Source organism: Streptomyces sp. NPDC093018, from assembly GCF_040684035.1.
GTDB classification, from domain to species: domain Bacteria; phylum Actinomycetota; class Actinomycetes; order Streptomycetales; family Streptomycetaceae; genus Streptomyces; species Streptomyces murinus.
Genome location: NZ_JBFBFF010000007.1, coordinates 61,093 through 82,551 on the forward strand (window position 1 = coordinate 61,093; position 21,459 = coordinate 82,551).

The following is a 21,459-nucleotide window of genomic DNA, read 5'->3' on the forward strand; positions in this document are numbered from 1 at the left end:
GGCATGTGGGACGACGCGTTTCCGAGTTTCCTGATCGGATTGAGGGAGGGACTGGAAGCCGGACTCATCGTCTCCATCCTGGTCGCCACCCTGGTGCGCGCCGAGGCCCGCTCACGGCTGCCGCAGGTGTGGACCGGTGTGCTGGCGGCGATCGCCGTCGCGATGAGCTTCGGCGCGGTGCTCACTTTCACCGCCGCGTCCATGCCGCAGACCGCCCAGGAGGCCTTCGGCGGCGTCCTCAGCGTGATCGCCGTCGCGTTCGTCACCGCCATGGTGTTCTGGATGCGCCGCTCGGCCCGCAATCTCTCCAGCGAGCTGAAGCAGAAGGTCACCGGTGCCCTCGCCATGGGCTCCGGCATGCTGGTCCTCACCTCCTTTCTGGCCGTCGGCCGCGAGGGCCTGGAGACCGCCCTGTTCCTGTGGACCACCGCCCAGGCGGCCGGTGAGTCCGCGAGCCCGCTGACCGGCGCCGCCATCGGCCTGGTCCTCGCGGCGGGGCTGTGCTGGGGCCTGTACCGCAGGGTCCTGAAGATCAATCTGACGAAGTTCTTCACCGCGACCGGCGTCGTCCTGATCGTCATCGCCGCCGGCGTCCTCGGTTACGGACTGCGCGACCTCCAGGAGGGCGGCGTCCTGCCCGGCAGGACGGCCTACGCCGTCGACCTCGCCGGCAGCATCGACGCCGGTTCCTGGTACAGCACCCTGGTCCAGGGCGTCTTCAATCTGATGCCCACCATGACCTGGCTCCAGGTGGTCGCCTACGTCGCCTACCTCGCCGTGGTGATGACCCTGTTCGTGCGCGGGGTACGCGTCACCGCGCCCAAGGCCCGGCCCGAGCCCGAGCCCGAGCCCGAATCGGCCACCCAGAGGTCCGCTGACGGATCTGGCGACGGATCCGCCGAGGGATCCGGCGAGGGATCCGCCGCGCCGAAGCCCGCCACCGCCCGGTGCCGCCCGGTCTGGGTCGTCCCGGCCGCTGTCGTCGCCGTACCCGCCGTCGTCGCCGGACTCTTCGTCGCCCTCGGCCGCCCCAAGCCCGCCGGTGACCAGACCGTCGCCGTATCCGAGACCGACTGCGGCAAGGGCTTCACCGCGCCCGAGCCCGGCCGGCAGACCTTCCAGATGCACAACACCGGCCGCCAGGCCTCCGAGGTCTACCTGGTCGACCCGTCCACCGACGCGGTCTACGGCGAGATCGAGGGCCTCGCCCCCGGCACCACCCGCGACCTCGTCGCCACCGTGGCCGGCGGCACCTACGCCTGGCGCTGCGTCCCCGCCAGCGGCAAGGCCGTCACCTCCAAGGCGGTCACCGTCACCGGCGGCGGCGCCGCGAAGCCGGTCGCCCCCGTCTCCGAGCAGGACCTCGCAGCCCCCCTGAAGTCGTACAAGGCGTACGTCGGCAAGGGCCTGGACACCCTCGCCGGGCAGACCCGCACCCTCCAGCACGACATCGAGGGCGGCCACCTCGGCAAGGCCCGCACCGACTGGCTCACCGCCCACCGCACCTATGCCTCGCTCGGCGCCGCCTACGGCACCTTCGAGGACTTCGACAAGAAGATCGACGGCCGCGCCGACGGACTGCCCGGCGGTGAGCGGGACAAGGACTTCAGCGGCTTCCTGCGCCTGGAGTACGGCCTGTGGCACGGCGGGTCGGCCAAGGAGCTGACCGGACCCGCGCGGCAGCTCAGCGCGGATGTGGCCGGGCTGGGCAAGGCCTTCCCGAGCCAGGACTTCGACCCCGGCGACCTGCCGCTGCGCGCCCACGAGATCCTGGAGAACACCCTCCAGTTCGAGCTGACCGGCGACACCGACGAGGGCAGCGGCACCAACCTCGCCACCGCCGACGCCAACCTCGCCGGCACCCGCGAACTGCTCACCGTCCTCAAGCCGCTGCTCACCGACCGCGCCCCCAAGGTGCTGCCGGCCGTCGGCACCGACATCGACCGGGTGCAGAAGCTGCTGGACGCGCAGCACGACGGCGGCCACTGGACCCCCGTGGAGAAGCTCTCCGACGCCGACCGCCGGCGCCTGGACGGGGCGACCGGCCAGCTCCTGGAGGACCTCGCGCCGATCCCGGACCTGCTGGAGATCCGGAAGTCCGCCTGATGACCACCGCGCAGCCGCACCCCGAAGGGAACCCGCCCATGTCCACCGCCGACACGCCGTCCTGCCCCGTCGGCCCCGCCCGCCGCTCCTTCGTGCGCGGCGCGCTGGGCGCCGGTGCCGCCGGAGCGGTCCTGGCCGGCGGTGGTTTCGCGCTCGCCGAGAGCGGTGGCACGGCCCAGGCCCGGCCGAGCGGTCCGGACGCCCGTACGAAGGTGCCCTTCCACGGCGCCCACCAGGCCGGGATCATCACCCCGCAGCCGGCCGCCGCCGCGTTCGTCTCCTTCGACGTCATAGCCGACGACCGCCGCGGCCTCGCCGATCTGCTGAGGACCATCACCGAGCGGGCCCGCTTCCTCACCTCCGGCGGCACCCCCGCCGACCTCGGCGTCGGCGCGCCGCCCGCCGACAACGGCATCCTCGGCCCCGAGGTCCCCGCGGACGGCCTCACCCTCACGCTCGGCGTCGGCACCTCCCTCTTCGACGACCGCTACGGCCTCGCCAAGGCCAGGCCCGCCCGGCTCGTCCCCATGCGGACCTTCCCGAACGACAATCCGAACCCGGCCGAGTGCCACGGCGACCTCTCCCTGCAGATCTGCGCGCAGAGCAGGGACACCGTGCTGCACGCCCTGCGCGACATCGCCCGGCACACCCGCGGCGCGATGCAGGTCAAGTGGCGCATCGACGGCTTCCAGAACGCGCCCCGGCCCACCGGCGCCCAGCGCAACCTGCTCGGCTTCAAGGACGGCATCGCCAACCCGGACGTCAACTCCGCCCGTGAGACGAACAAGCTGATCTGGGTCGGCGACGGGCAGGGCGAGCCCGCCTGGGCCACCGGCGGCAGCTACCAGGTGATCCGGATCATCCGGATGCTGGTCGAGTTCTGGGACCGGGTCTCGCTCACCGAGCAGGAGAAGATGTTCGGCCGCCGCAAGGACACCGGCGCCCCGCTGGACGGCGCCAAGGAGACCGACGCCCCGAACTACGTGAAGGACCCGCACGGCAACGCGATCCCGATGGACGCCCACATCCGGCTCGCCAACCCGCGCACCGCGGCGTCGGACAGCTCCCGCATCCTGCGGCGCGGCTACAACTACGACCGGGGTGCGGACAATGTCGGCAACCTCGACATGGGCCTCGTCTTCTGCTGCTACCAGCAGGACGTCAAGCGCCAGTTCGAGGCCGTACAGACCCGGCTGATCGACGAGCCCCTGGTGGACTACATCTCCCCGACCGGCGGCGGCTACTTCTTCGCCCTGCCGGGCGTCCGGGACACCGAGGACTGGCTGGGCCGGGGCATGTTCTCCGGCTGACCGGACACCCGGCCCCCGGCGCCTCTTTGCCGCTCCCCCCGCCCTGGGGAGCGGCCTTTTCCTGTTCATGGTCTTTTCCTGACCATGGGAAAGGCCTGCCGTCGCCTTTACTGCACATCAATTGCAAGTACGGGAAGATGGCACAAGGCTGTGGTGTGCAGCCGTACCCGTACGACGTTAGGAATGACCCTCCCGATGACGGCCGCCCCTGGTTCCGCTCCGTCCCTCCCCGCACAGGCCGGCGCCAAGCCGTCGGCCTGGCAACGCGTCCGCCGCTCCATGACGCGCCAGGAGTGGGTCAGGGTCGGCTCGATGGCCGCCTTCGTGCTGGCCCTGCACATCATCGGCTGGGGCACCCTGGTCGGCGTCATCGCGCCCCGGCACTTCAGCGTCGGCAGCGAGTCCTTCGGCATCGGCATCGGCGTGACCGCCTACACCCTGGGCATGCGGCACGCCTTCGACGCCGACCACATCGCGGCCATCGACAACACCACCCGCAAGCTGATGGGCTCGGGGCAGCGTCCGCTGTCCGTCGGCTTCTGGTTCTCCCTCGGCCACTCCAGCATCGTCTTCGGCCTCGCCCTGCTGCTCTCCCTGGGCATGAAGTCCCTGGCCGGACCGGTCCAGAACGACAACTCGCATCTGCACGAGGTCACCGGCCTCATCGGTACGACCGTCTCCGGCGCCTTCCTCTACCTGATCGCCGCGATCAACCTCGTCATCCTGGCCGGCATCTGGAAGGTCTTCCGCACGATGCGCACCGGCCAGTACGACGAGGCCGCCCTGGAGACCCAGCTCAACAACCGGGGCTTCATGAACCGGCTGCTGGGCCGGGTCACCGGCTCGATCAGCAAGCCGTGGCAGATGTACCCGCTGGGCCTGCTGTTCGGGCTCGGCTTCGACACCGCGACCGAGATCGCCCTGCTGGTCCTCGCCGGTTCCGGCGCCGCCTCCGGACTGCCCTGGTACGCGATCCTCACCCTGCCGGTGCTGTTCGCGGCCGGGATGTCGCTGCTGGACACCATCGACGGCTCGTTCATGAACTTCGCCTACGGCTGGGCGTTCTCCAAGCCGGTCCGCAAGGTCTACTACAACCTCACCATCACCGGCCTGTCCGTCGCCGTCGCCCTCATCATCGGCACCGTCGAACTCCTCGGCCTGCTCGCCGACAAGATGGACCTGCACGGCTTCTTCTGGGACTGGGTCGCAGGACTCGACCTCAACACGGTCGGCTTCGTGATCGTCGGCCTGTTCTTCGTCACCTGGGCGCTCGCGCTGCTGGTGTGGAAGGCGGGCCGCATCGAGGAGAAGTGGACCTCGGGCCTGGCGGAGCAGTCCGCCGACTGACCCGGTCGCACCGGCCGATCCGGTATTCGCGGGGTTGACGTCCCGGCTGCGGGAAACGCGGACCGGGACCGCCGCGCGAACACCGAAGGAGGCGACGATGAGCGACGCGCAGACTCCCCCGGGGGACGACGCCTACCAGCCCACCGGGACCGATGAGGAACAGGCGGACGCCGCACCCGTGGATCCCGAGGACGCGGTCGGCGAACGCTCGTACGACGACATGCTGGACGAGGGCTACTCGCCGCCCGAACGGCCCCTCGGCGTCACCAGGTACGGCACCACCGCCGCCGAGCAGCGCGCGGGGGAGTCCCTGGACCAGCGGCTCCGCCAGGAGGTCCCCGACCCGGACGAACCGGCGGGCGACGGCATCGGCGACCTGCCGGGCGGCGAGGGCGAACCCCTCGACCCCGAGGCGGGCGAGTTCCGCGCGGGCCGACTGGCGCCCCGGGACCCGGGAGCGGACACCTTCGCCGAGGACGTGGGCATCGACGGGGGCGCGGCGGGCGCGGAGGAGGCCGCGGTGCACGTCGTACCGGACGAGCGGGATCAGCCGGAGTGACGGGCGCGCGCTCCGGCCGGTGTCCCGTACCTGACCGCGTACCGCTTCCGCGTACCGCTCCGCGCACGGACCGGGCCAGGGCGGGCGGCGCCCATCCGCGCCGCCCGCCCTGGCCCCCCGTCCGCCCCCGTTCACCCCCGTCAGGGAAGAAGCTTCTCGATCGCCGACGGACCCTCCGTCTCCAGCTTGCGGCGCGCCCAGTCGAGCGTCTTCGGGGTGACGTCCCGCCCGGCCGCCATCACCAGGTCCTCCGGGGTGACGTCCTGCTGGGGAGCCGAGTGGAGCAGGGAGTCCGGGGTGCAGTGGTCGTCGGGCGACCGGGACCCTCCAGTTGCGGATGTCGACATGTGTTGCCTCCTCCTCGGTCCGGATGACCGCATCCGTGCCGGTGCCGCCGAACGGGGCACACCCTCAACCATTGCCCGCCGCGGCGCACCCTGCATCCGGAGGGCACGCCGGGACGGGTGAGAAGCGCCTGCCCACTCCACCGCGCCTCACTCGCTCCTAAGCTGGAGAGAACGCGGGACGAGTTCGCGCACCCGCACCGGGAGGCCGCCGATGAGCCAGACGCCGTTCGCCGCGGACACCTCCGCGAGCCCCCGCTACCTGCCCATCGCCGAGCACGGCCTGATCGGCGACCTGCGCAGCGTCGCCCTGGTCGGCAGCAACGGCACCATCGACTGGTACTGCTCGCCGTCCTTCGACTCGCCCAGCGTCTTCGCGGCCGTCCTGGACGCCGAACGCGGCGGCTGCTTCGAGCTGGCCGCCGCCGTCCCGGCCCGCACCAAGCAGTTCTACTTCCCCGACACCAATGTGCTGATCACCCGCTTCTTCACCGAGGAGGGCGTCGGCGAGGTGCAGGACTTCATGCCGGTCACCGCCGATGCCGGGCAGCCCTGCGAGACGGTGCGGCACCGGCTGATCCGGCGGGTGGTGTGCGTGCGCGGCCATGTGCCCTTCCGCGCCCTGGTCGCCCCCCGCTTCGACTACGGCGCCGCCCCGCACACCGTCCGCGACCTGGACGACACACTGCTGTTCGAGTCGCCGGACCTGGCGCTCGCGCTCACCGCGACCGTGGCCATGGAGTGCGACGGCCGCGACGCGTGTGCCGAGTTCAAGCTCGGCGAGGGCGAGACGGCGGTGTTCGCCCTCGACCAGGCCGACAGCGCCATCGCCCCGCGCGGCTGCGCCCACGCCGAGGCCGAGCACGAGTTCAACGCGACCGTCGCCTACTGGCGGCGCTGGCTCCAGCAGTCCCGCTACCGGGGCCGCTGGCGCGAGATGGTGCACCGCTCCGCCCTGACCCTCAAGCTGCTCACCTACGCCCCCACCGGGGCCATCGTCGCCGCCCCCACCACCAGCCTGCCCGAGCAGCTCGGCGGCGAGCGCAACTGGGACTACCGGTACGTCTGGGTGCGCGACGCGGCCTTCGCGGTGTACGCGCTGCTGCGGCTCGGCTTCAGCGGCGAGGCCGAGGCGTTCATGCGCTTCCTCACCACCCACATCAGCCCCGGCGACGGCGCCGCCTCCGGCCCGCTCCAGATCATGTACGGCATCGACGGCCGCACCGACCTGCCCGAGCGCGAGCTGCCCCATCTGGAGGGCCACCAGGGCTCCGCCCCGGTCCGGGTCGGCAACGCCGCAGCCGACCAGCTCCAGCTCGACATCTACGGCGCCCTGATCGACTCCGTCTACCTGTTCGACAAATGGGCCCAGCCCATCTCCAGCGCGCAGTGGGACGACGTGACCCAGCTGGTCGAATGGGTCTGCGAGCACTGGGACCAGCCCGACGAGGGCGTGTGGGAGACCCGGGGCGGCCGCAAGAACTTCCTGTACTCGCGGCTGATGTGCTGGGTCGCGGTGGAACGCGCCATCCGGCTCGCCAACCGGCGCGGGCTGCCCGCCGAGCTGCTGCGCTGGCGGCAGACCCGGGACGCGATCTACCGGCGGATCATGGACCGGGGCTGGTCGGAGCGGCGGCACGCCTTCGTGCAGCACGAGGACGGCGATGTGCTGGACGCCTCCGTGCTGATGATGCCGCTCGCCAAGTTCATCGCCCCCACCGACCCCAAGTGGCTGTCCACCCTGGACGCCCTCACCGAGGAACTCGTCTCCGACTCGCTGGTCTACCGCTACGACCCGCTGGTCAGCCCCGACGGGCTGCGCGGCGACGAGGGCACCTTCTCCATCTGCTCCTTCTGGTACGTCGAGGCGCTGGTGCGGGCCGGCCGGGTGGACGAGGCCCGGCTCGCCTTCGAGAAGATGCTCACCTACGCCAACCATCTCGGCCTGTACGCCGAGGAGATCGGCCGCACCGGCGAGCAACAGGGCAACTTCCCGCAGGCGTTCACCCATCTCTCACTGATCAGCGCCGCCTTCAACCTCGACCGCGCCCTCGGCTGACCCGTCCCGGGCGGGGGCCGTGTATCCGCGGCTGCGCACCAGGTCCCGGGTGAGGCGGGTGAAGGCGAGGGTCGCGGCGCTGCGGTAGGCGTCGGCGCGGGCGAGGAGGGTGACCGTGCGGGTCGGCAGGGCGGGGTCGAGCGGTACGGGGGCGAGCCGGGGATGGTCATGGGTGATCGCGTCCGGCAGCACGGTGGCCAGGGAGGTGCGCTGCACGACCTCGGTCAGGGCCTGGATGGAATTGGCCTCCACCGCGATGCGCGGACTGACGCCGTGCCGCTCCAGATACGCGTCGATATGACCGCGGGTGGCGAAATCGCCGCTGAGCAGCGCGAGTTGGCGGTCGGCGAGGTCCCGTACCGGCAGCGCGGCCGAACCACCGCCGGTGGCGGCGCAGTTGCCGGGGCCACCGGTGACCAGGGTGAGCGTCTCGGTGAACAGGGCGGTCGCGGTGAGGCCCGGCAGATGGCTGCCCCGGAAGGCGATGCCGAGGTCGAACTCGTCGGCCAGCAGCCCCGTTTCGATCCGGTCCTGGGTGGTCTCCCGCACGGTCAGGGTGATGCCGGGGTGGCGGTCGTGCAGCTCGGCGGTGAGCGGGCCCACGAGATAGGCCGTGAACGTGGGGGTGACCGCCAGCCGCAGCCGCCCGCGCGTCAGGTCCCGGACATCGTGGACGGCGCGCTCGGCGGCGGCCAGCTGGTGCAGCGCGCCCCGCGCGTGGTGGGCGTACGCCTCGCCCGCGTCGGTGAGGCGCATGGTGCGCCCGGTGCGGTCGAGCAGCTGGCTGCCGAGGGTCCGTTCGAGCTGCTTGATCTGCTGGGACAGCGTGGGCTGGGAGATGTGCAGCTCCTCGGCGGCACGGGTGAAGCTGCCGTGCTCGGCCACGGCGAGCAGATAGCGCAGATGACGCAGTTCCAGGGCCATGACGACGACTATAGACGCCCATAGATGGCATCAATAGCTTCCATGCCCAGCACGTCTTGGACGCTATAGCCCGAGGTCATGCATGGTGGATCTCGCCGGGCCCCACGGGCCGGGCGCCACGAAAGGGAGTGACCCCATGCATGACCTCGCCCACGGCGTCGCGCGCTTCCAGCAGGACGTCTTCCCCGCCAAGCGGGAGCTGTTCAGCCGGCTGGCCGCGCAGCACACGCCGCACACGCTGTTCATCGGCTGCTCCGACGCCCGCGTCGTGCCCGAGCTGATCACCGGCTGTGAGCCCGGCGAGCTGTTCGTCATCCGCACCGCCGGCAATCTCGTCCCCGCCCGCACCCCGGGCGCCGACGGGGTCGCGGCGAGCATCGAGTACGCCGTCGGCACGCTCGGCGTACGGGACATCGTCGTCTGCGGGCACTCCGCGTGCGGTGCGATGACCGCCCTCGCCCACGGTCACGACCTCAGCGGCGCCCCCGCGGTCGCCGACTGGCTGCGACTCGCCGACGCCTCGGTGGCCCGCACCCCGGGCACCGCGGACGTGCCCGCCCTGGTACGGCAGAACGTGCTGGCCCAGCTGGCGAACCTGGCCACCCACCCCTGCGTCGCCCGCGCCCTGGCGCGGCGGCAGGTCACGGTGCGCGGCTGGGTCTTCGACATCGCCACCGGCAGCGTCGAGGACCTGACGGCCGCCGCCCCGCTCGCGGCCTGACGACCGACCCCCGGACCGGCCCCGACCGGGCGGTCCGGCACCCGCTCCATCCACACAGTGAGGAACGATCACCCATGATCCACGCCCAGTTCGACCCCACCGCCCGTCAGCTCCTGGCCGCCGCCGCCGTCGAGGCCAAGACGCGCAAGGACCTCTCCTGGCAGCAGATCGCCGACGCCTCCGGCCTGTCGGTCGCCTTCACCACCGCCGCCGTCCTCGGCCAGCACGCCCTGCCCGCGGAGGCCGCCGAGGCCGTCGCCGCACTGCTCGGCCTCGACGCGGACGCCGCGCTGCTGCTGACCACCGTCCCCACCCGCGGCTCGATCCCCGGCGCGGTCCCCACCGACCCGACGATCTACCGCTTCTACGAGATGCTCCAGGTCTACGGCACCACCCTCAAGGCCCTGGTCCACGAGGAGTTCGGCGACGGCATCATCTCCGCGATCAACTTCAGGCTCGACGTCAAGAAGGTCGCCGACCCCGAGGGCGGCGAGCGCGCCGTCATCACCCTGGACGGCAAGTACCTGCCGACCAAGCCCTTCTGACCGCCCCACCCCCACCTCCCAGGAGGACAGCATGGACTTCGTCCGGCGCACCATCGACCTCGCCCGCCACAATGTCGCCGAGGGCGGCCGCCCGTTCGCGACCGTCATCGTCAAGGACGGCGAGATCCTCGCCGAGAGCCCCAACCGGGTCGCCCAGACCGGCGACCCCACCGCGCACGCGGAGATCCTCGCCATCCGCGAGGCCTGCGTGAAGCTGGGCACCGAGCACCTGACCGGGACGACCATCTACGTCCTCGCCCACCCCTGCCCGATGTGCCTGGGCTCGCTGTACTACTGCTCGCCGGACGAGGTCGTCTTCCTCACCACCCGCGACGCCTACGAGCCGTACTACGTCGACGACCGCAAGTACTTCGAACTGGACACCTTCTACGAGGAGTTCGGCAAGAACTGGGACGAGCGCCGGCTGCCGATGCGGCACGAGCCGCGCGAGGACGCGGTGGAGGTCTACCGGATGTGGCGGCGCCGCAACGGCGGCGAGCGCCGCGTCACCGGCGCCCCCACCGCCCACTGACCGGCGCCCCACCGCCGACCGACCGGCGCCCCACCGCCGGTCGCCCCGCGCGCCGGGCGGCAGGGTCCGGGCGGAGCGAGCCCCTACGGCAGTGGCTGCTCCGCCCAGATGATCTTGCCGTTCGGCGTGTAGCGGGTCCCCCAGCGGTCGGCGACCTGTGCCACCAGGAACAGGCCCCGGCCGCCCTCGTCCGTGCTCGCCGCGTAGCGCAGATGCGGGGAGGTCGTGCTGCGGTCGGAGACCTCGCAGATCAGGGTGCGGTCGCGCAGCAGCCGTACCCCGATCGGGGGCCGCCCGTAGCGGATGGCGTTGGTGACCAGCTCGCTGAGGATCAGCTCGGTCGTGAACGCCAGCTCCTCAAGGCCCCACGCTTCCAGCGCCCGGGTCACCGCGGAGCGCACCTCGGAGACGGCCGCCGGATCGGACGGCACCTCCCACTCGGCCACCTGGTCCGCACCCAGCACCCGGGTCCTGGCCACGATCAGCGCCACGTCGTCGCTCGGCCGGCCCGGCATCCCCTCCAGCACGGTACGGCAGGTCGTCTCCGGGGAACTGTCCGGCGTCCGGCGCAGGGCGTCACCCAGCAGCTCAAGACCGACGTCGATGTCCCGCTCCCGGTCCTCCACCAGGCCGTCCGTGTACAGCACCAGCCTGCTGCCCTCGGCCAGTTCCAGATCGACCGTCTCGAACGGCAGCCCGCCCAGGCCCAGCGGCGGCCCGGCCGGCAGCTCCGGGAACTCCACTCGCCCGTCGGGATGCACCAGCGCGGGCGGCGGATGCCCCGCGCGGGCCATGGTGCACCGCCGGGACACCGGGTCGTACACCGCGTACAGACAGGTCGCCCCGGTGACCGCGGCGCCCTCGTCCGGGGTCTCGTCCTGGTCGATCCGGCCCACCAGCTCGTCCAGCAGACCGAGCAGTTCATCGGGGGGCAGGTCCAGCGCGGAGAAGTTGTGCACGGCCGTGCGCAGCCGCCCCATCGTCGCCGCCGCGTGCAGCCCGTGCCCCACCACGTCGCCCACCACGAGCGCCACCCGGGCCCCGGACAGCGGCAGCACGTCGAACCAGTCGCCGCCCACCCCGGACTGCGCCGGCAGATACCGGTACGCGATCTCCAGCGCGCCCTGTTCGGGCAGCGTCCGCGGCAGCAGGCTGCGCTGGAGGGTCACCGCCATGCTGTGCTCGCGCGTGTACCGGCGGGCGTTGTCGATGGACACCGCGGCCCGCGCCACCAGCTCCTCGGCCAGCGCCAGCTCCTCGATGTCGAACGGCTGCGGCTTCTCCGCCCGCCAGAAGTTCGCCACGCCCAGCACCAGGCTGCCCGCCCGCAGCGGCACGGTGATCAGCGAGTGGATGCCGTACTCCACCACCTTGTCCGTGCGCTCCGGCTCCTGCGCCCGCCAGCCCGGCGCGTCGCGCAGCCGCGGCTCCACCACCGACTGCCCGGTCGTCAGGCTGTGGGCCTGCGGCGAGGTCGCGACGAACCGGATCCGGTGGTCCACCGGATACAGCGGGGAGTCCTTGCGGATGCCCACACAGGCCACCCTGCGCAGATCGCTCCCGGGCCGCGGCTCCTCTCCGTGCAGCACCGGCTCGAACAGGTCCACGGTCGTGAAGTCCGCGAACCGGGGCACCGCCAGCTCCGCCAGTTCCTCGGCGGTGCGGGTCACGTCCAGGCTGGTGCCGATGCCCACCCCGGCGTCGTACAGCATGTTCAGCCGCTCCCGGGCCACCTCGGCGCGCCCGGACACCGCCCGCAGCTCGGTGGAGTCGCGCAGGGTGGTGACGCTGCCGGCCGGGCCGCCGCGCAGTTCGGTCGGCCGCTGGTTGATCGCCAGGAGGCGGTCCTTGACCAGGTGCACCTCGTCCGTCGCCACCCGTCCCGAGGCCAGCAGCCGCGCCGTGTCGTCGTCCAGGCCCAGCTCCAGTACATGCCGGCGCTCGGCGTTCTCGGGCAGATCGAGCAGGCGCTGCGCCTCGTCGTTGGCGAGCAGCAGCCGCCCGTCGCGGCCGACGATCAGCACACCCTCGCGGACCGCGTGCAGCACCGCGTCGTGATGCTCGTACATCCGGGTCATCTCGTACGGCCCGAGTCCGTGGGTCTGGCGCAGCAGCCGTCTGCTGACCAGCGCGGTGCCCGCGGTGGCCAGCGCGAGCGCCGCGGCCGCGGCGGCCAGCAGCAGGGGCAGCTGCTGGTCGGCGGTCCCGCCCACATGCGCGGTGGTGATGCCGGCCGACACCAGTCCCACCACGGTGCCGTTCGCGTCCTTGACCGGGACCACGCTCTGCACCAGCGGTCCGAGCGTGCCGTTGACCTTCTCCACGACCGTGCCGCCGGCCACGGCCGGGCCGATGGTGCCGACGAACTTCTTGCCTATGCGGTCGGGATGGGGGTGGGTGTAGCGGATCCCCTGGGTGCTCATCACGACGATGAAGTCCACGCCGGTCGCCTTGCGGGCGGCCTCGGCCTTCGGCTGGAGGATCGCCGTCGGGTCCGGTGAGCGCAGCGCGGCGGCCGTGCCGGGCGCGTTGGCGAACGTCTGGGCCACCGCGAGGGAGCGGTTGCGGGCCTCGGTGTCGCTGTCGTGGCGCACCTGGAGGACCTGGGCCACCACCGCCGAGACCACCAGCAGCAGCACGATCACGACCTGGAGCACGAACACCTGGCCGGCGACGCTGCGTCCGGTCACCGCCGCCCACAGCATCCCCGGCCGGTCGCCGTTCGCACCGGGGCCGTCCGGCGGCGGGGCCAGTGGTGCGCGCGGGTGCCCGAAAGGTCGGGGCGGCCGGGACACTGGCCGGCCGGGCAGTCGCACCATGTGCCCATGTCTACACTGCCCGACGCCATCAGGCGAGACCGTCACCCCGGGGAGCGGGCGTCGGGGGAGGCGGATGAGGCGGGCCCGTGGAAGAAGCGCGCGGAAGGGGCGCAGGCGTTCGACGCGCCATCTCCGCCCGGCCGTCGGCAGCCACCGCGAGCGGACCGGCCGGCTACCCATGGCGCAGTCTCCTCGCCAGGAGCAGGGCCACGTCGTCGGGGCGGGCATCGGCGTGCCGGGCGGCGGCGGTGAGGCGGTCGGCGACCCCGGACAGGGTGAGGCCGTCGCGCCGCCCGGCGGCCGCGCCCGCCCGGTCCAGGCCCCGGCACAGCTCGCCGATCCCGTCGTCGATGTCGGCGCCCGCCCGCTCCACCAGCCCGTCCGTGTACAGCGCGAGGATCGCGTCCGGTTCGAGGACCAGCTCGGTCACCGGATAGCGCGCCGCCGGATCCACCCCGAGGACGACACCGCCGGGGATGTCCAGCGGCCGGGCCCGGCCGCCGGGGGAGAGCAGCAGCGGCGGCGGGTGGCCCGCGCGGGCGATCCGGGTCAGCCCGGTGGCCGGGTCCAGACGCAGACAGCAGCAGCTGGCGAACTGGCCCGGGTCCAGGCCGATCAGCAGATGATTGGTGCCGCTGAGCACCTCGTCGGGCGGCCGGTCGCCCAGCGCGAACGCCCGTACCGCGCTGCGCAGCTGGCCCATGGTCGCCGCCGCCTGCACCCCGTGCCCCTGCACATCCCCGATGACCAGCGCGAGACCGTCCCCCGACTCCACCACGTCGTACCAGTCGCCGCCCACGTCCAGGCCCTGGGTGCCCGGCAGATAGCGGCCCGCCGTCTCCACCCGGGGATGCGCCGAGAGACGGCTCGGCAGCAGGGCCTGCTGGAGGCCCCGGGCGAGGGCCGCCTCGCTGTCGTAGCGCCGGGCCCGCTCCATCGCGTGCGCGATCAGCCCGGCGAGCGCGGTGAGCACCGTGCGTTCCTCCGCGCTGAAGCCGCGCGGGCGGTCGAAGCCGAGGATGCAGGAGCCGACCGGCCGCCCGGACGCGATCAGCGGCAGGAACGCCCGGGACCCCTTCTCGGCGTCCAGCGGCAGCCCCGGGTACGTCTCGGCCAGCTGCCGCATCGACTCGAAGAACAGCGGTCGCCCGGTGGCCAGGGTCTCCACGGCCGGGATCCGCGCGTCGAGCGCCACCCCGTCGAACGGCTCCAGGAAGCCCGGCGGGAAGCCCGATTCCCACGCCAGATGGAGATGCCGCTCCTGGAGCAGGTAGATGGCCAGCCGGCGGCCGCCGAACGCGGGCAGCAGCTCCTGCGTCACCACCGCCGACACCTGCTGGGCCGTCACCGCGTCGGTCAGCGCGATGGCCAGCGCGATCGGCCGGTACGCCGCCGTCATCGAGGGACCGGCCGCGACCGCCGGACCCGGCGGCCGGGGCCCGCCCGGCGCCTCCATCCGGCTGGCCGGGACGAGCGTGCAGGTCAGCAGGTCGTCGCCGGGATACACGGACACCGCGAACCCGTCGTACCCGGCGCGCGCCCCGTCCGCGGCGACCGGCCGCCGCACATGGAAGTGCACCGGCTCCGGGGACAGCAGGGCGCCGCGCAGATGATCGTCGTACGGCGGCCCGGTCAGCCAGGGCAGCGCCTCCCACAGCGTCCGCCCGAGCAGCGCTTCCCGCGCCCGCCCGGCGAACCGCGCCGCGGCCGCGTTGGCGTACCCGATCGTCCCCAGCCGGTCCAGGCAGAGCACGCCCTGCGGCAGCTGGTCGGCGGCGCCGTCGGCGAGGGCGGCCCGGCCGGGGTCGAACACCACCCCGCCGACCCGCGCCACCGCGCCGCCGCGCTCCGCCTCGGGCGGCCCCGCCTCGCCGTCCGGGGCGGGCCACAGGTCCAGCAGCCGGGACGCGCCGTCGGCCGACCGCAGGCTCAGCGGCGCGCCCGGCGGCTTCCCGGCGGCGGTGTCGCGCAGTGCGGCCAGCACCCGGTAGGCCTCCGTCGGGGCGAGCGCGTCGGCGAGCGCGGTGTCGGTGCCCGCGAAGTCGCCCGCCGCCAGACCGAGCAGGGTGTGCAGCCGGTCGTCCGCGCGGACCGCGTGGGTGGCGGGGTCCCAGGTGAAGCGTCCGACCGCGGCCTGCGGGGGCCGGGTCGCGGGGGGCCGTACGCATTGCGGTTCCCCGTCCCAGACGATCGCGTCCCGGTCCCCGTCGGCGAGCGCGAGCAGCTCGGTGCCCAGCCCCTCGGCGAGCCTGGCCAGCAGTTCCCGGTCGAGCGGCTCGTCCCCGTCGTCGCCGGCCGAGGGACGCAGCACCGCGAGCACCCCGAGCGGCCCGCCGCCCGGCACCGGCATGTGCACCGAGGCGAAGGGGAACGGCAGCCCCGCCGCGAACTGCGGATACCGGCGTACGGCCTCCGTCGCGTTCGGCAGTACCACGGGCAGCCCGAGCCGGTAGGCGTCGCAGACGGGGAAGGGGCGGTCCACGTGTACCCGCCACCAGGGGCGGAAGAGGGGCCCGGGAAGGCCGGCGAGGACGGCCAGGCGGAGGAAGTCGGGCGCGTCGGCCGGGCCGCCGGCGCGCAGATACACGCCCGCCACCCGGCCGCCCGCCGCGCGGAGCGCCGCGGTGGAGGCGTCCGCCAGCAGCGCGGCCAGTCGGGCCCGTGTACGGACCGCCCGCTCCCCGCTGCCCGCCATCGGCCCTACCTCGTCCTGTCCGCCTCCGGATGGATCACACAGCAAGAATGCGCCAGGAGGAGCAGGGGGCGCACCCCGGCGGGGGGCGGGACGGCGGGGGCTCACACCAGTGCCTCACCCGGGTGGCGGCGCGGGGGAGCGGCTCCTAGTAATGGACTGCGTACTGCGCGTGCCGCGGTCGGGGGCGACAGCTGCGGCCGCACTCCTGCACTGGAGCCGAGATGACCACCCGCTCTTCGTCCACCTGTCCCGACGACTCCCGCATACGGCCCGCGCCGGTCACGGCCGGTGTCCGCGCGCTGCCGGTCCGGGTCCTGACGCGGTCCGCGCCGCCGTCCGGGTCCAGGACAAAGCGGCCGCCCGGGGCCGGGTCCGGGGCTCCGCACGAGGCCGGGTCTGGGTCCGGGGCTCCGCGCGAGGCTGCTGTCGCGTTCGCGCACGATGCCGTGCCCGAGGCCGCGCCCGGGTCCGGGTCGGGGTCCGTGTCCGGGGCGGACGACCGGTACGACGATCCGCTGCTCGGCCTGGTCCGTACGGCCGTCACCACCCGCCCGCTGGAGGACGTCGTCCGCCTCGTCGCCCTGCTGGAGGGCGCCCCCGAGCACACGCGGACCCTGGCCGAGGCGGTCCGCTCGGCGGGTCTCGACCGCTCGGTCGCGGATGTCACCCGACTGGCGGCCCTGCTCACCCGGCCCCCGCGGACCCCCGCGGGCGCCGACCACGTGCTCCGCGCCGCCGCCGGGCAGCGCCCCGTGGACGAGGTCGGGCTGCTGCTGCGGCTGCTGTACCGCACCCCCCTGGAGCCGCGCTGCCGGCAGACCGCCGTACAGGCCGCGGCCACCGGGCGCACCGTCGGCGAACTGACCGAGCTGATCGGCAGGTTGGCCGCGGACGCCGATCAGCCGGTGCGGGAACTTGCGCCCGCGGCACCGGAGAGGGACGCGTCGGCCGCCGAGGGCCCCTCGCCCGCCCACCCGCTGCCGCCCGGGACCCCGCCGCGCCGGGCGCCCCGGCTCAAGCTCCTCCGGCTCGACCCCGCCGCCCAGGAGCCCCCGCCGAAGGAAGCCGCCCGGCATCCACGGGCCGAGACCGGTGTCCGCGTCGCCGCCCTGCTGGTGTTCCTCTGCGGAGCCGCGCACGCGCCCCGCTACTGGGCCGGGCTCTCCCACGGGCTGCTCGGCGCCACGCTCGTCGCCTCCGCGCTGTGCATGCTCCTGGGCCTCGCCCTGCCCGCGCGCGCGGCGCACGCCCGGCTCGGCGCGGCGGCGGCCGCCCTCGCGGTCACGGCGGCGCTCGGCGCGGGACAGGTGCTCGGCGGTCGCTTCGGGCTGCCGGACCCGGCACGGCTGTGGGCGGCGACGCTGGCCCCGCCCTGGCTCGCCGGTACGGCCGCCGCGGTGGCCGCGCTCGGGGCGCTCGCGGTGGTGCTGGCCGTCCTGCTCGGGATCAACGCCCCGGTTCGCCGCGGGAGTTGAGCCCGAGCGGCGGCTGATCGACGGCCCGCAGCTCCAGGCGGCCGGCCACCCGGGCGGCCGCCATCGCGAACGGCACGCTGTCCGCCTCTAGGCACAGCTTCACGTCCTCGGGATGCACGCCCGTCCAGCCCCGCCGTACCGCCTCCGCGAGCTCGGCCGCGGCGGCGGAGCGGCGGGCCCGTTCCAGATAGGGCCCCGGATCGGTGCCCGGGGCGCGCACCCGGGCGGCGATGTACTCGGCGCAGGCCAGATCCTCCTCGGCCCGCCCGGCGCCCCCGGTGACGACGAAGGTCACCGTCTGCGCCCCGGCCCGGCGCAGCACCTCGGCGGTCGCCCCGGCCACCAGGAAGCTCGCGCACAGCACAAGACCGGCGTCCGCCACGGCCAGCGCCCCCGTCGTACCGGCGGTGGTCTTCTGCACAATGGTGCGGCCGCGTACATCGAGCGAGCGCAGCCGCGCGGGCGAGTTGGCGAGGTCGAAGCCCGGCTCCGGCGCCCCGTCCTGGAAGGCGAGCCAGCCCGGATTGCGGGCCTTGAGCGCCAGCGCCTCCCGCCGCGTCCCGGCGAACACGATCCGCTCGGCACCGCGCCGCAGCGCGGCGGCGGCCACGGTGAAGGCCCGCATCACATCGACGACGACGGCGACGTCCGGGGCGGCAGGGGCTTCCGGGATCCCGGTGAACACGGTGCGCATCGCACCATGATCGGGTACGGGCGGCCGGTTCAGGGCAGCCGGGGCGTCTCCGGGGCCCCTGGCCGGGCGGCGCGCAGGCTGCGCAGGGCGAGGAGCAGCACGCCGATGTCGTCCAGGTAGATGGGATCGGGCAGCAGATCGGTCGGGAGCAGCAGATACGCCACCGCGCCCCAGAACACCCAGCGCGGCCCCGCGGGCAGCCCGGCCCGCAGCAGCGTACGCCGGGTGCGCACCAGGCGTACGAGCAGTACGACGGCACCGGCGGCCAGGCCCGCGGCGACGACGGCGGCGATGATCAGCAGCAGGGTGGTGGTGTCCATCGGGGCTCCTTGTACGGCACGGGGGCCTTACGACGGCAGGTCGGGGGACGGCGGAACCGCGCCGTCGGCGGTGTTCTCGGGGGCCGCCTTCGCCCGGCCGGAAAGGCCGGGGAGCCGCAGCCGTTCGAACGTCCGGGTGAGCTGCTGGAGCGGGGTGGGCGCCTTGGCGGCGGGCCGCTGCTGCGGCAGGGCGGGGGCCGGTACGTCACGGTAGGCGGCCAGCGCCTCCAGGGCCTGCTCGGCGGCCTGCTTGTACAGGTCCCGGGACTTCGTCATGGCCTCCAGCGCCTCCGCGTACATGGTGACCAGGCGCCGTTCCCGGTCCAGCTCCTCCTGGTGGGTCATCAGGGTCCAGTTGTCCCTGAGGTCCGCCAGCGCCGCGGCCGCGTCCTGCGGCGCGGGGCGCGGCAGGGCGACGAAGTGCCGCAGCGCGGCGAGGAGTTCCGGGGGCTCGGAGCCGTCCAGGAAGACGCTGCGCACCCGGTGCGGCTCGCCGTCGTAGTCCTCCGGGGCCGGGTCCGGCGGCAGGATCACGGCGCCGCCGCGCGGCACCTCGACACCGAGGTCCTTCAGCGCCCAGTTGACGCCGCGCAGCTGGTGCGGGGCGGCGCGGTGCTCCACGACGCGGTGCCGCAGGGCGGGCGGCAGCAGCCGGGCGAGCGGCAGCTTGCCCTGCTCGTCGGGGGTCATCGCCTCGTGCACCACCAGGTTGACGCACCAGGCCTCACGGGCCGCGTCCCGCAGCCTGCGGCGCATCTCCTTGTCGTCCGCGGGCAGCGCGTTGACCTGCCGGAAGCGCACCCCGGCGACCGTGGGGTGGTGGTCCCAGGAGCCGTCGTCGCCGGAGCCGCCCTCGGGCCAGAACAGCGTCGCGGGGGAGGGCCAGCCCTCGTCCCACGGCCGCTCGGCCTCCGCGACGAGCCGCCACTCTTGCCCCTGGAGCTTGCTCTGCCGGGGTACGAGGGTGAGGCGGGCCCGCACGGTCACGGTGCCGCCGGCCCGCCAGCGGGCCTCGAAGAGCGTCGGGGGTGCGTCGCTCTCGGCGGTGTCCTCGGGGGCGGGGGGCTCGGCGAAGTCGTCGATGTCCCCGCTCTCCTTGTGCCGGCGCAGGGTACGGCGGACGACGTCCTCGGGGGCGGGGCCGGTGTGACGGCCGCGGGCCGCCCAGACGGACTGCGGGACGGGGGCGCGGTCGGTGGCGGAGTTCGACATAAGCCAATCTGCTGATGGGGGCGGGTGCGCCTCCCAGTATCACCGCTCGCCCCGGGGAAACGTAGACGGCCCCGCGCCCGCGCGCGGCGCGTGTCCCTCCGGGGGTGGGCGTAGGGGCGTTTTCCAGACACGTCGGCTTCCCGGCCGACGGCAGGGCAGTTCCCCAGGGGCGCGGGGAACTGCGCGACCGGCCACGACGAGCCCGCACCCGCACTCCGTCCGCACTCCACCCTCGGCCACCCACCCACGGCGGCCGAGGCTGAGCCCCGGCCGAGGCTCAGCCCCCTTAGGGCTCAGCCCCAGCCGAGGCAGTGCGCGGAGCGCTTACGCGCCGCTCTCGCGCAGCATGTCCTCACGCTCGACGATCTTCACGCGCTCGCGGCCCTGCGGTTCGCCCAGGGCACGCTCGGCGGCGTCCAGCCGGTGCCAGCCCTCCCACGTGGTGAAGCGGACGCCGCGCTCGGCGAAGAAGGCGTCCACGGCCTCCGGCGCGGGCGAGGCGGGGGTGTGCAGCCGGCCCTCCGCGTGGTCCGCGAGCAGGTGGGACACCGTCTCGTTGGCGTCGCCCTTCGTGTGGCCGATGAGGCCGACGGGGCCGCGCCGGATCCAGCCGGTGACGTAGGTGGACTGCAGATGCGTGCCGCCCTCCTCGATGACCCGGCCGCCCTCGTCCGGGACGGTGCCCGAGCCGAGGTCCCAGGGCAGCTTGGGCAGCTTCTCGGAGAGGTAGCCGACCGCGCGGTAGACGGCGGTGACGTCCCAGTCCTTGAACTCGCCGGTGCCCTTGACGTTGCCGGTGCCGTCGAGGGCGGTGCGCTCGGTGCGCAGGCCGACGACCTTGCCGTCCTCGCCGAGGATCTCCGCGGGGGACTCGAAGAGGTGCAGGAACAGCTTGTGCGGGCGGTCGCCGACGTCCCGGATCGCCCAGTTCTCCAGGGTCTTGGCGACCATGTCGGCCTGCTTGTTGCCGCGCCGGGTCTCGATCGAGCCGGCGTCGTAGTCGATGTCCTCGGGGTCGACGATGACCTCGATGTTGGGGGAGTGGTCCAGCTCGCGCAGCTCCATCGGGCTGAACTTGGCCTGGGCCGGGCCCCGGCGGCCGAAGACGTGGATCTCCAGGGCCTTGTTGGCCTTCAGACCGTCGTAGACGTTCTGCGGGATCTCGGTCGGCAGCAGCTCGTCCGCGGTCTTGGCGAGGATGCGGGCCACGTCCAGGGCCACATTGCCGACACCGAGCACCGCGACCTTCTCGGCCTCCAGGGGCCAGGTGCGCGGCACGTCCGGGTGGCCGTCGTACCAGGACACGAAGTCGGCGGCGCCGTAGGAGCCGTCCAGGTCGATGCCGGGTATGGACAGCGCGCGGTCGGCCATGGCGCCGGTGGAGAAGATCACCGCGTCGTAGAAGTCGCGCAGGTCGTCCAGGCTGATGTCCGTCGGGTAGTCGACGTTGCCGAACAGCCGGATCTGCGGCTTGTCCAGCACCTGGTGCAGTGCGGTGACGATGCCCTTGATGCGCGGGTGGTCCGGCGCGACGCCGTAGCGGATCAGACCGAAGGGGGCGGGCATGCGCTCGAAGAGGTCGATGGACACGCCGGGGTCGGCGGCCACCTCGGACTTGAGCAGGGCGTCGGCGGCGTAGATCCCGGCGGGGCCGGCTCCGACGATGGCTACCCGCAGGGGGCGCGGCATGATCAGGTTCCCTTCGAGTGAAAAAGTCGACTCGATCGGGAAGCCTAAGCTAAGGCAGACCTAAGTAGGTACACGGGTCCCGCCTATGACCTCATAAGGGCATCTTAT

17 protein-coding genes are annotated in these 21,459 nt (G+C 73.6%); 9 read left to right on the top strand and 8 right to left on the bottom strand.

All coding sequences use genetic code 11. The annotated features are described in order from the left end of the window. Positions 1-3: 3 nt before the first annotated feature. The 4 genes from efeU (at position 4) to AB0N90_RS17865 (ending at position 5,322) form a co-directional block, all read left to right on the top strand. Complete coding sequence (efeU, locus tag AB0N90_RS17850) at positions 4-2,106, top strand: iron uptake transporter permease EfeU (protein ID WP_365197512.1); 2,103 nt, start codon at positions 4-6, stop codon at positions 2,104-2,106. Positions 2,107-2,144: 38 nt separating this feature from the next. Continuing rightward, positions 2,145-3,416: an iron uptake transporter deferrochelatase/peroxidase subunit gene (gene efeB, locus AB0N90_RS17855; RefSeq protein WP_365197514.1), complete on the top strand. Its 1,272-nt coding sequence runs from the start codon at positions 2,145-2,147 to the stop codon at positions 3,414-3,416. Positions 3,417-3,611: 195 nt separating this feature from the next. Then, entirely contained in the window at positions 3,612-4,763 is a 1,152-nt protein-coding gene (locus AB0N90_RS17860) for a HoxN/HupN/NixA family nickel/cobalt transporter (RefSeq protein WP_365198048.1), read from the top strand. A 97-nt stretch (positions 4,764-4,860) separates the two neighbouring features. Further along, positions 4,861-5,322, top strand: a complete 462-nt coding sequence (locus AB0N90_RS17865; RefSeq protein ID WP_365197516.1) for a DUF5709 domain-containing protein — start codon at positions 4,861-4,863, stop codon at positions 5,320-5,322. 140 nt (positions 5,323-5,462) lie between these two features. Here AB0N90_RS17865 and AB0N90_RS17870 read toward each other — a convergent pair whose 3' ends face one another. Next, a complete protein-coding gene (locus tag AB0N90_RS17870) occupies positions 5,463-5,669 on the bottom strand; it encodes a hypothetical protein (protein WP_037652629.1) in 207 nt (68 codons plus the stop codon). 211 nt (positions 5,670-5,880) lie between these two features. Between AB0N90_RS17870 and AB0N90_RS17875 the strand changes: the two genes are divergently transcribed. Then, a complete protein-coding gene (locus tag AB0N90_RS17875) occupies positions 5,881-7,725 on the top strand; it encodes a glycoside hydrolase family 15 protein (RefSeq protein WP_361681658.1) in 1,845 nt (614 codons plus the stop codon). On the opposite strand, the gene cynR is transcribed toward AB0N90_RS17875, so the two are convergent. Next, complete coding sequence (cynR, locus tag AB0N90_RS17880) at positions 7,681-8,649, bottom strand: transcriptional regulator CynR (protein ID WP_365197518.1); 969 nt, start codon at positions 8,647-8,649, stop codon at positions 7,681-7,683. The genes AB0N90_RS17875 and cynR overlap by 45 nt on opposite strands. 136 nt (positions 8,650-8,785) lie before the next feature. On the opposite strand from cynR, the gene AB0N90_RS17885 reads away from it, so the two are divergent. The 3 genes from AB0N90_RS17885 (at position 8,786) to AB0N90_RS17895 (ending at position 10,447) form a co-directional block, all read left to right on the top strand. Continuing rightward, the gene (locus AB0N90_RS17885; protein ID WP_361681664.1) at positions 8,786-9,370 is read left to right on the top strand and encodes a carbonic anhydrase; all 585 of its coding nucleotides are present in this window, start codon (positions 8,786-8,788) and stop codon (positions 9,368-9,370) included. 74 nt (positions 9,371-9,444) lie between these two features. Beyond that, entirely contained in the window at positions 9,445-9,915 is a 471-nt protein-coding gene (cynS, locus tag AB0N90_RS17890) for a cyanase (protein WP_361681667.1), read from the top strand. Positions 9,916-9,946: 31 nt separating this feature from the next. Continuing rightward, complete coding sequence (locus tag AB0N90_RS17895) at positions 9,947-10,447, top strand: nucleoside deaminase (RefSeq protein ID WP_361681670.1); 501 nt, start codon at positions 9,947-9,949, stop codon at positions 10,445-10,447. Positions 10,448-10,530: 83 nt separating this feature from the next. Here the strand turns inward: AB0N90_RS17895 and AB0N90_RS17900 are convergent, their stop codons facing one another. Together AB0N90_RS17900 and AB0N90_RS17905 are read right to left on the bottom strand one after the other, a co-directional pair. After that, on the bottom strand, positions 10,531-13,152 hold the full coding sequence (locus tag AB0N90_RS17900) for a SpoIIE family protein phosphatase (RefSeq protein ID WP_365198051.1): 2,622 nt from the start codon (positions 13,150-13,152) through the stop codon (positions 10,531-10,533). A 286-nt stretch (positions 13,153-13,438) separates the two neighbouring features. Continuing rightward, the gene (locus tag AB0N90_RS17905; RefSeq protein ID WP_365197522.1) at positions 13,439-15,961 is read right to left on the bottom strand and encodes a SpoIIE family protein phosphatase; all 2,523 of its coding nucleotides are present in this window, start codon (positions 15,959-15,961) and stop codon (positions 13,439-13,441) included. 482 nt (positions 15,962-16,443) lie between these two features. On the opposite strand from AB0N90_RS17905, the gene AB0N90_RS17910 reads away from it, so the two are divergent. Continuing rightward, complete coding sequence (locus AB0N90_RS17910; RefSeq protein ID WP_365197525.1) at positions 16,444-17,436, top strand: hypothetical protein; 993 nt, start codon at positions 16,444-16,446, stop codon at positions 17,434-17,436. On the opposite strand, the gene AB0N90_RS17915 is transcribed toward AB0N90_RS17910, so the two are convergent. The 4 genes from AB0N90_RS17915 to AB0N90_RS17930 form a co-directional block, all read right to left on the bottom strand. Then, positions 17,408-18,130, bottom strand: a complete 723-nt coding sequence (locus AB0N90_RS17915) for a 2-phosphosulfolactate phosphatase (RefSeq protein ID WP_365197528.1) — start codon at positions 18,128-18,130, stop codon at positions 17,408-17,410. The genes AB0N90_RS17910 and AB0N90_RS17915 overlap by 29 nt on opposite strands. Positions 18,131-18,159: 29 nt before the next feature. Beyond that, positions 18,160-18,450, bottom strand: a complete 291-nt coding sequence (locus tag AB0N90_RS17920) for a DUF1232 domain-containing protein (protein WP_085568161.1) — start codon at positions 18,448-18,450, stop codon at positions 18,160-18,162. 27 nt (positions 18,451-18,477) lie between these two features. Continuing rightward, positions 18,478-19,662 carry a hypothetical protein gene (locus AB0N90_RS17925; RefSeq protein ID WP_365197531.1) on the bottom strand — a complete coding sequence of 395 codons (1,185 nt, stop codon included), beginning with the start codon at positions 19,660-19,662 and terminating at the stop codon, positions 18,478-18,480. Positions 19,663-19,986: 324 nt separating this feature from the next. After that, the gene (locus tag AB0N90_RS17930) at positions 19,987-21,351 is read right to left on the bottom strand and encodes an FAD-dependent oxidoreductase (protein WP_365197533.1); all 1,365 of its coding nucleotides are present in this window, start codon (positions 21,349-21,351) and stop codon (positions 19,987-19,989) included. Between the last annotated feature and the right edge of the window lie 108 nt (positions 21,352-21,459).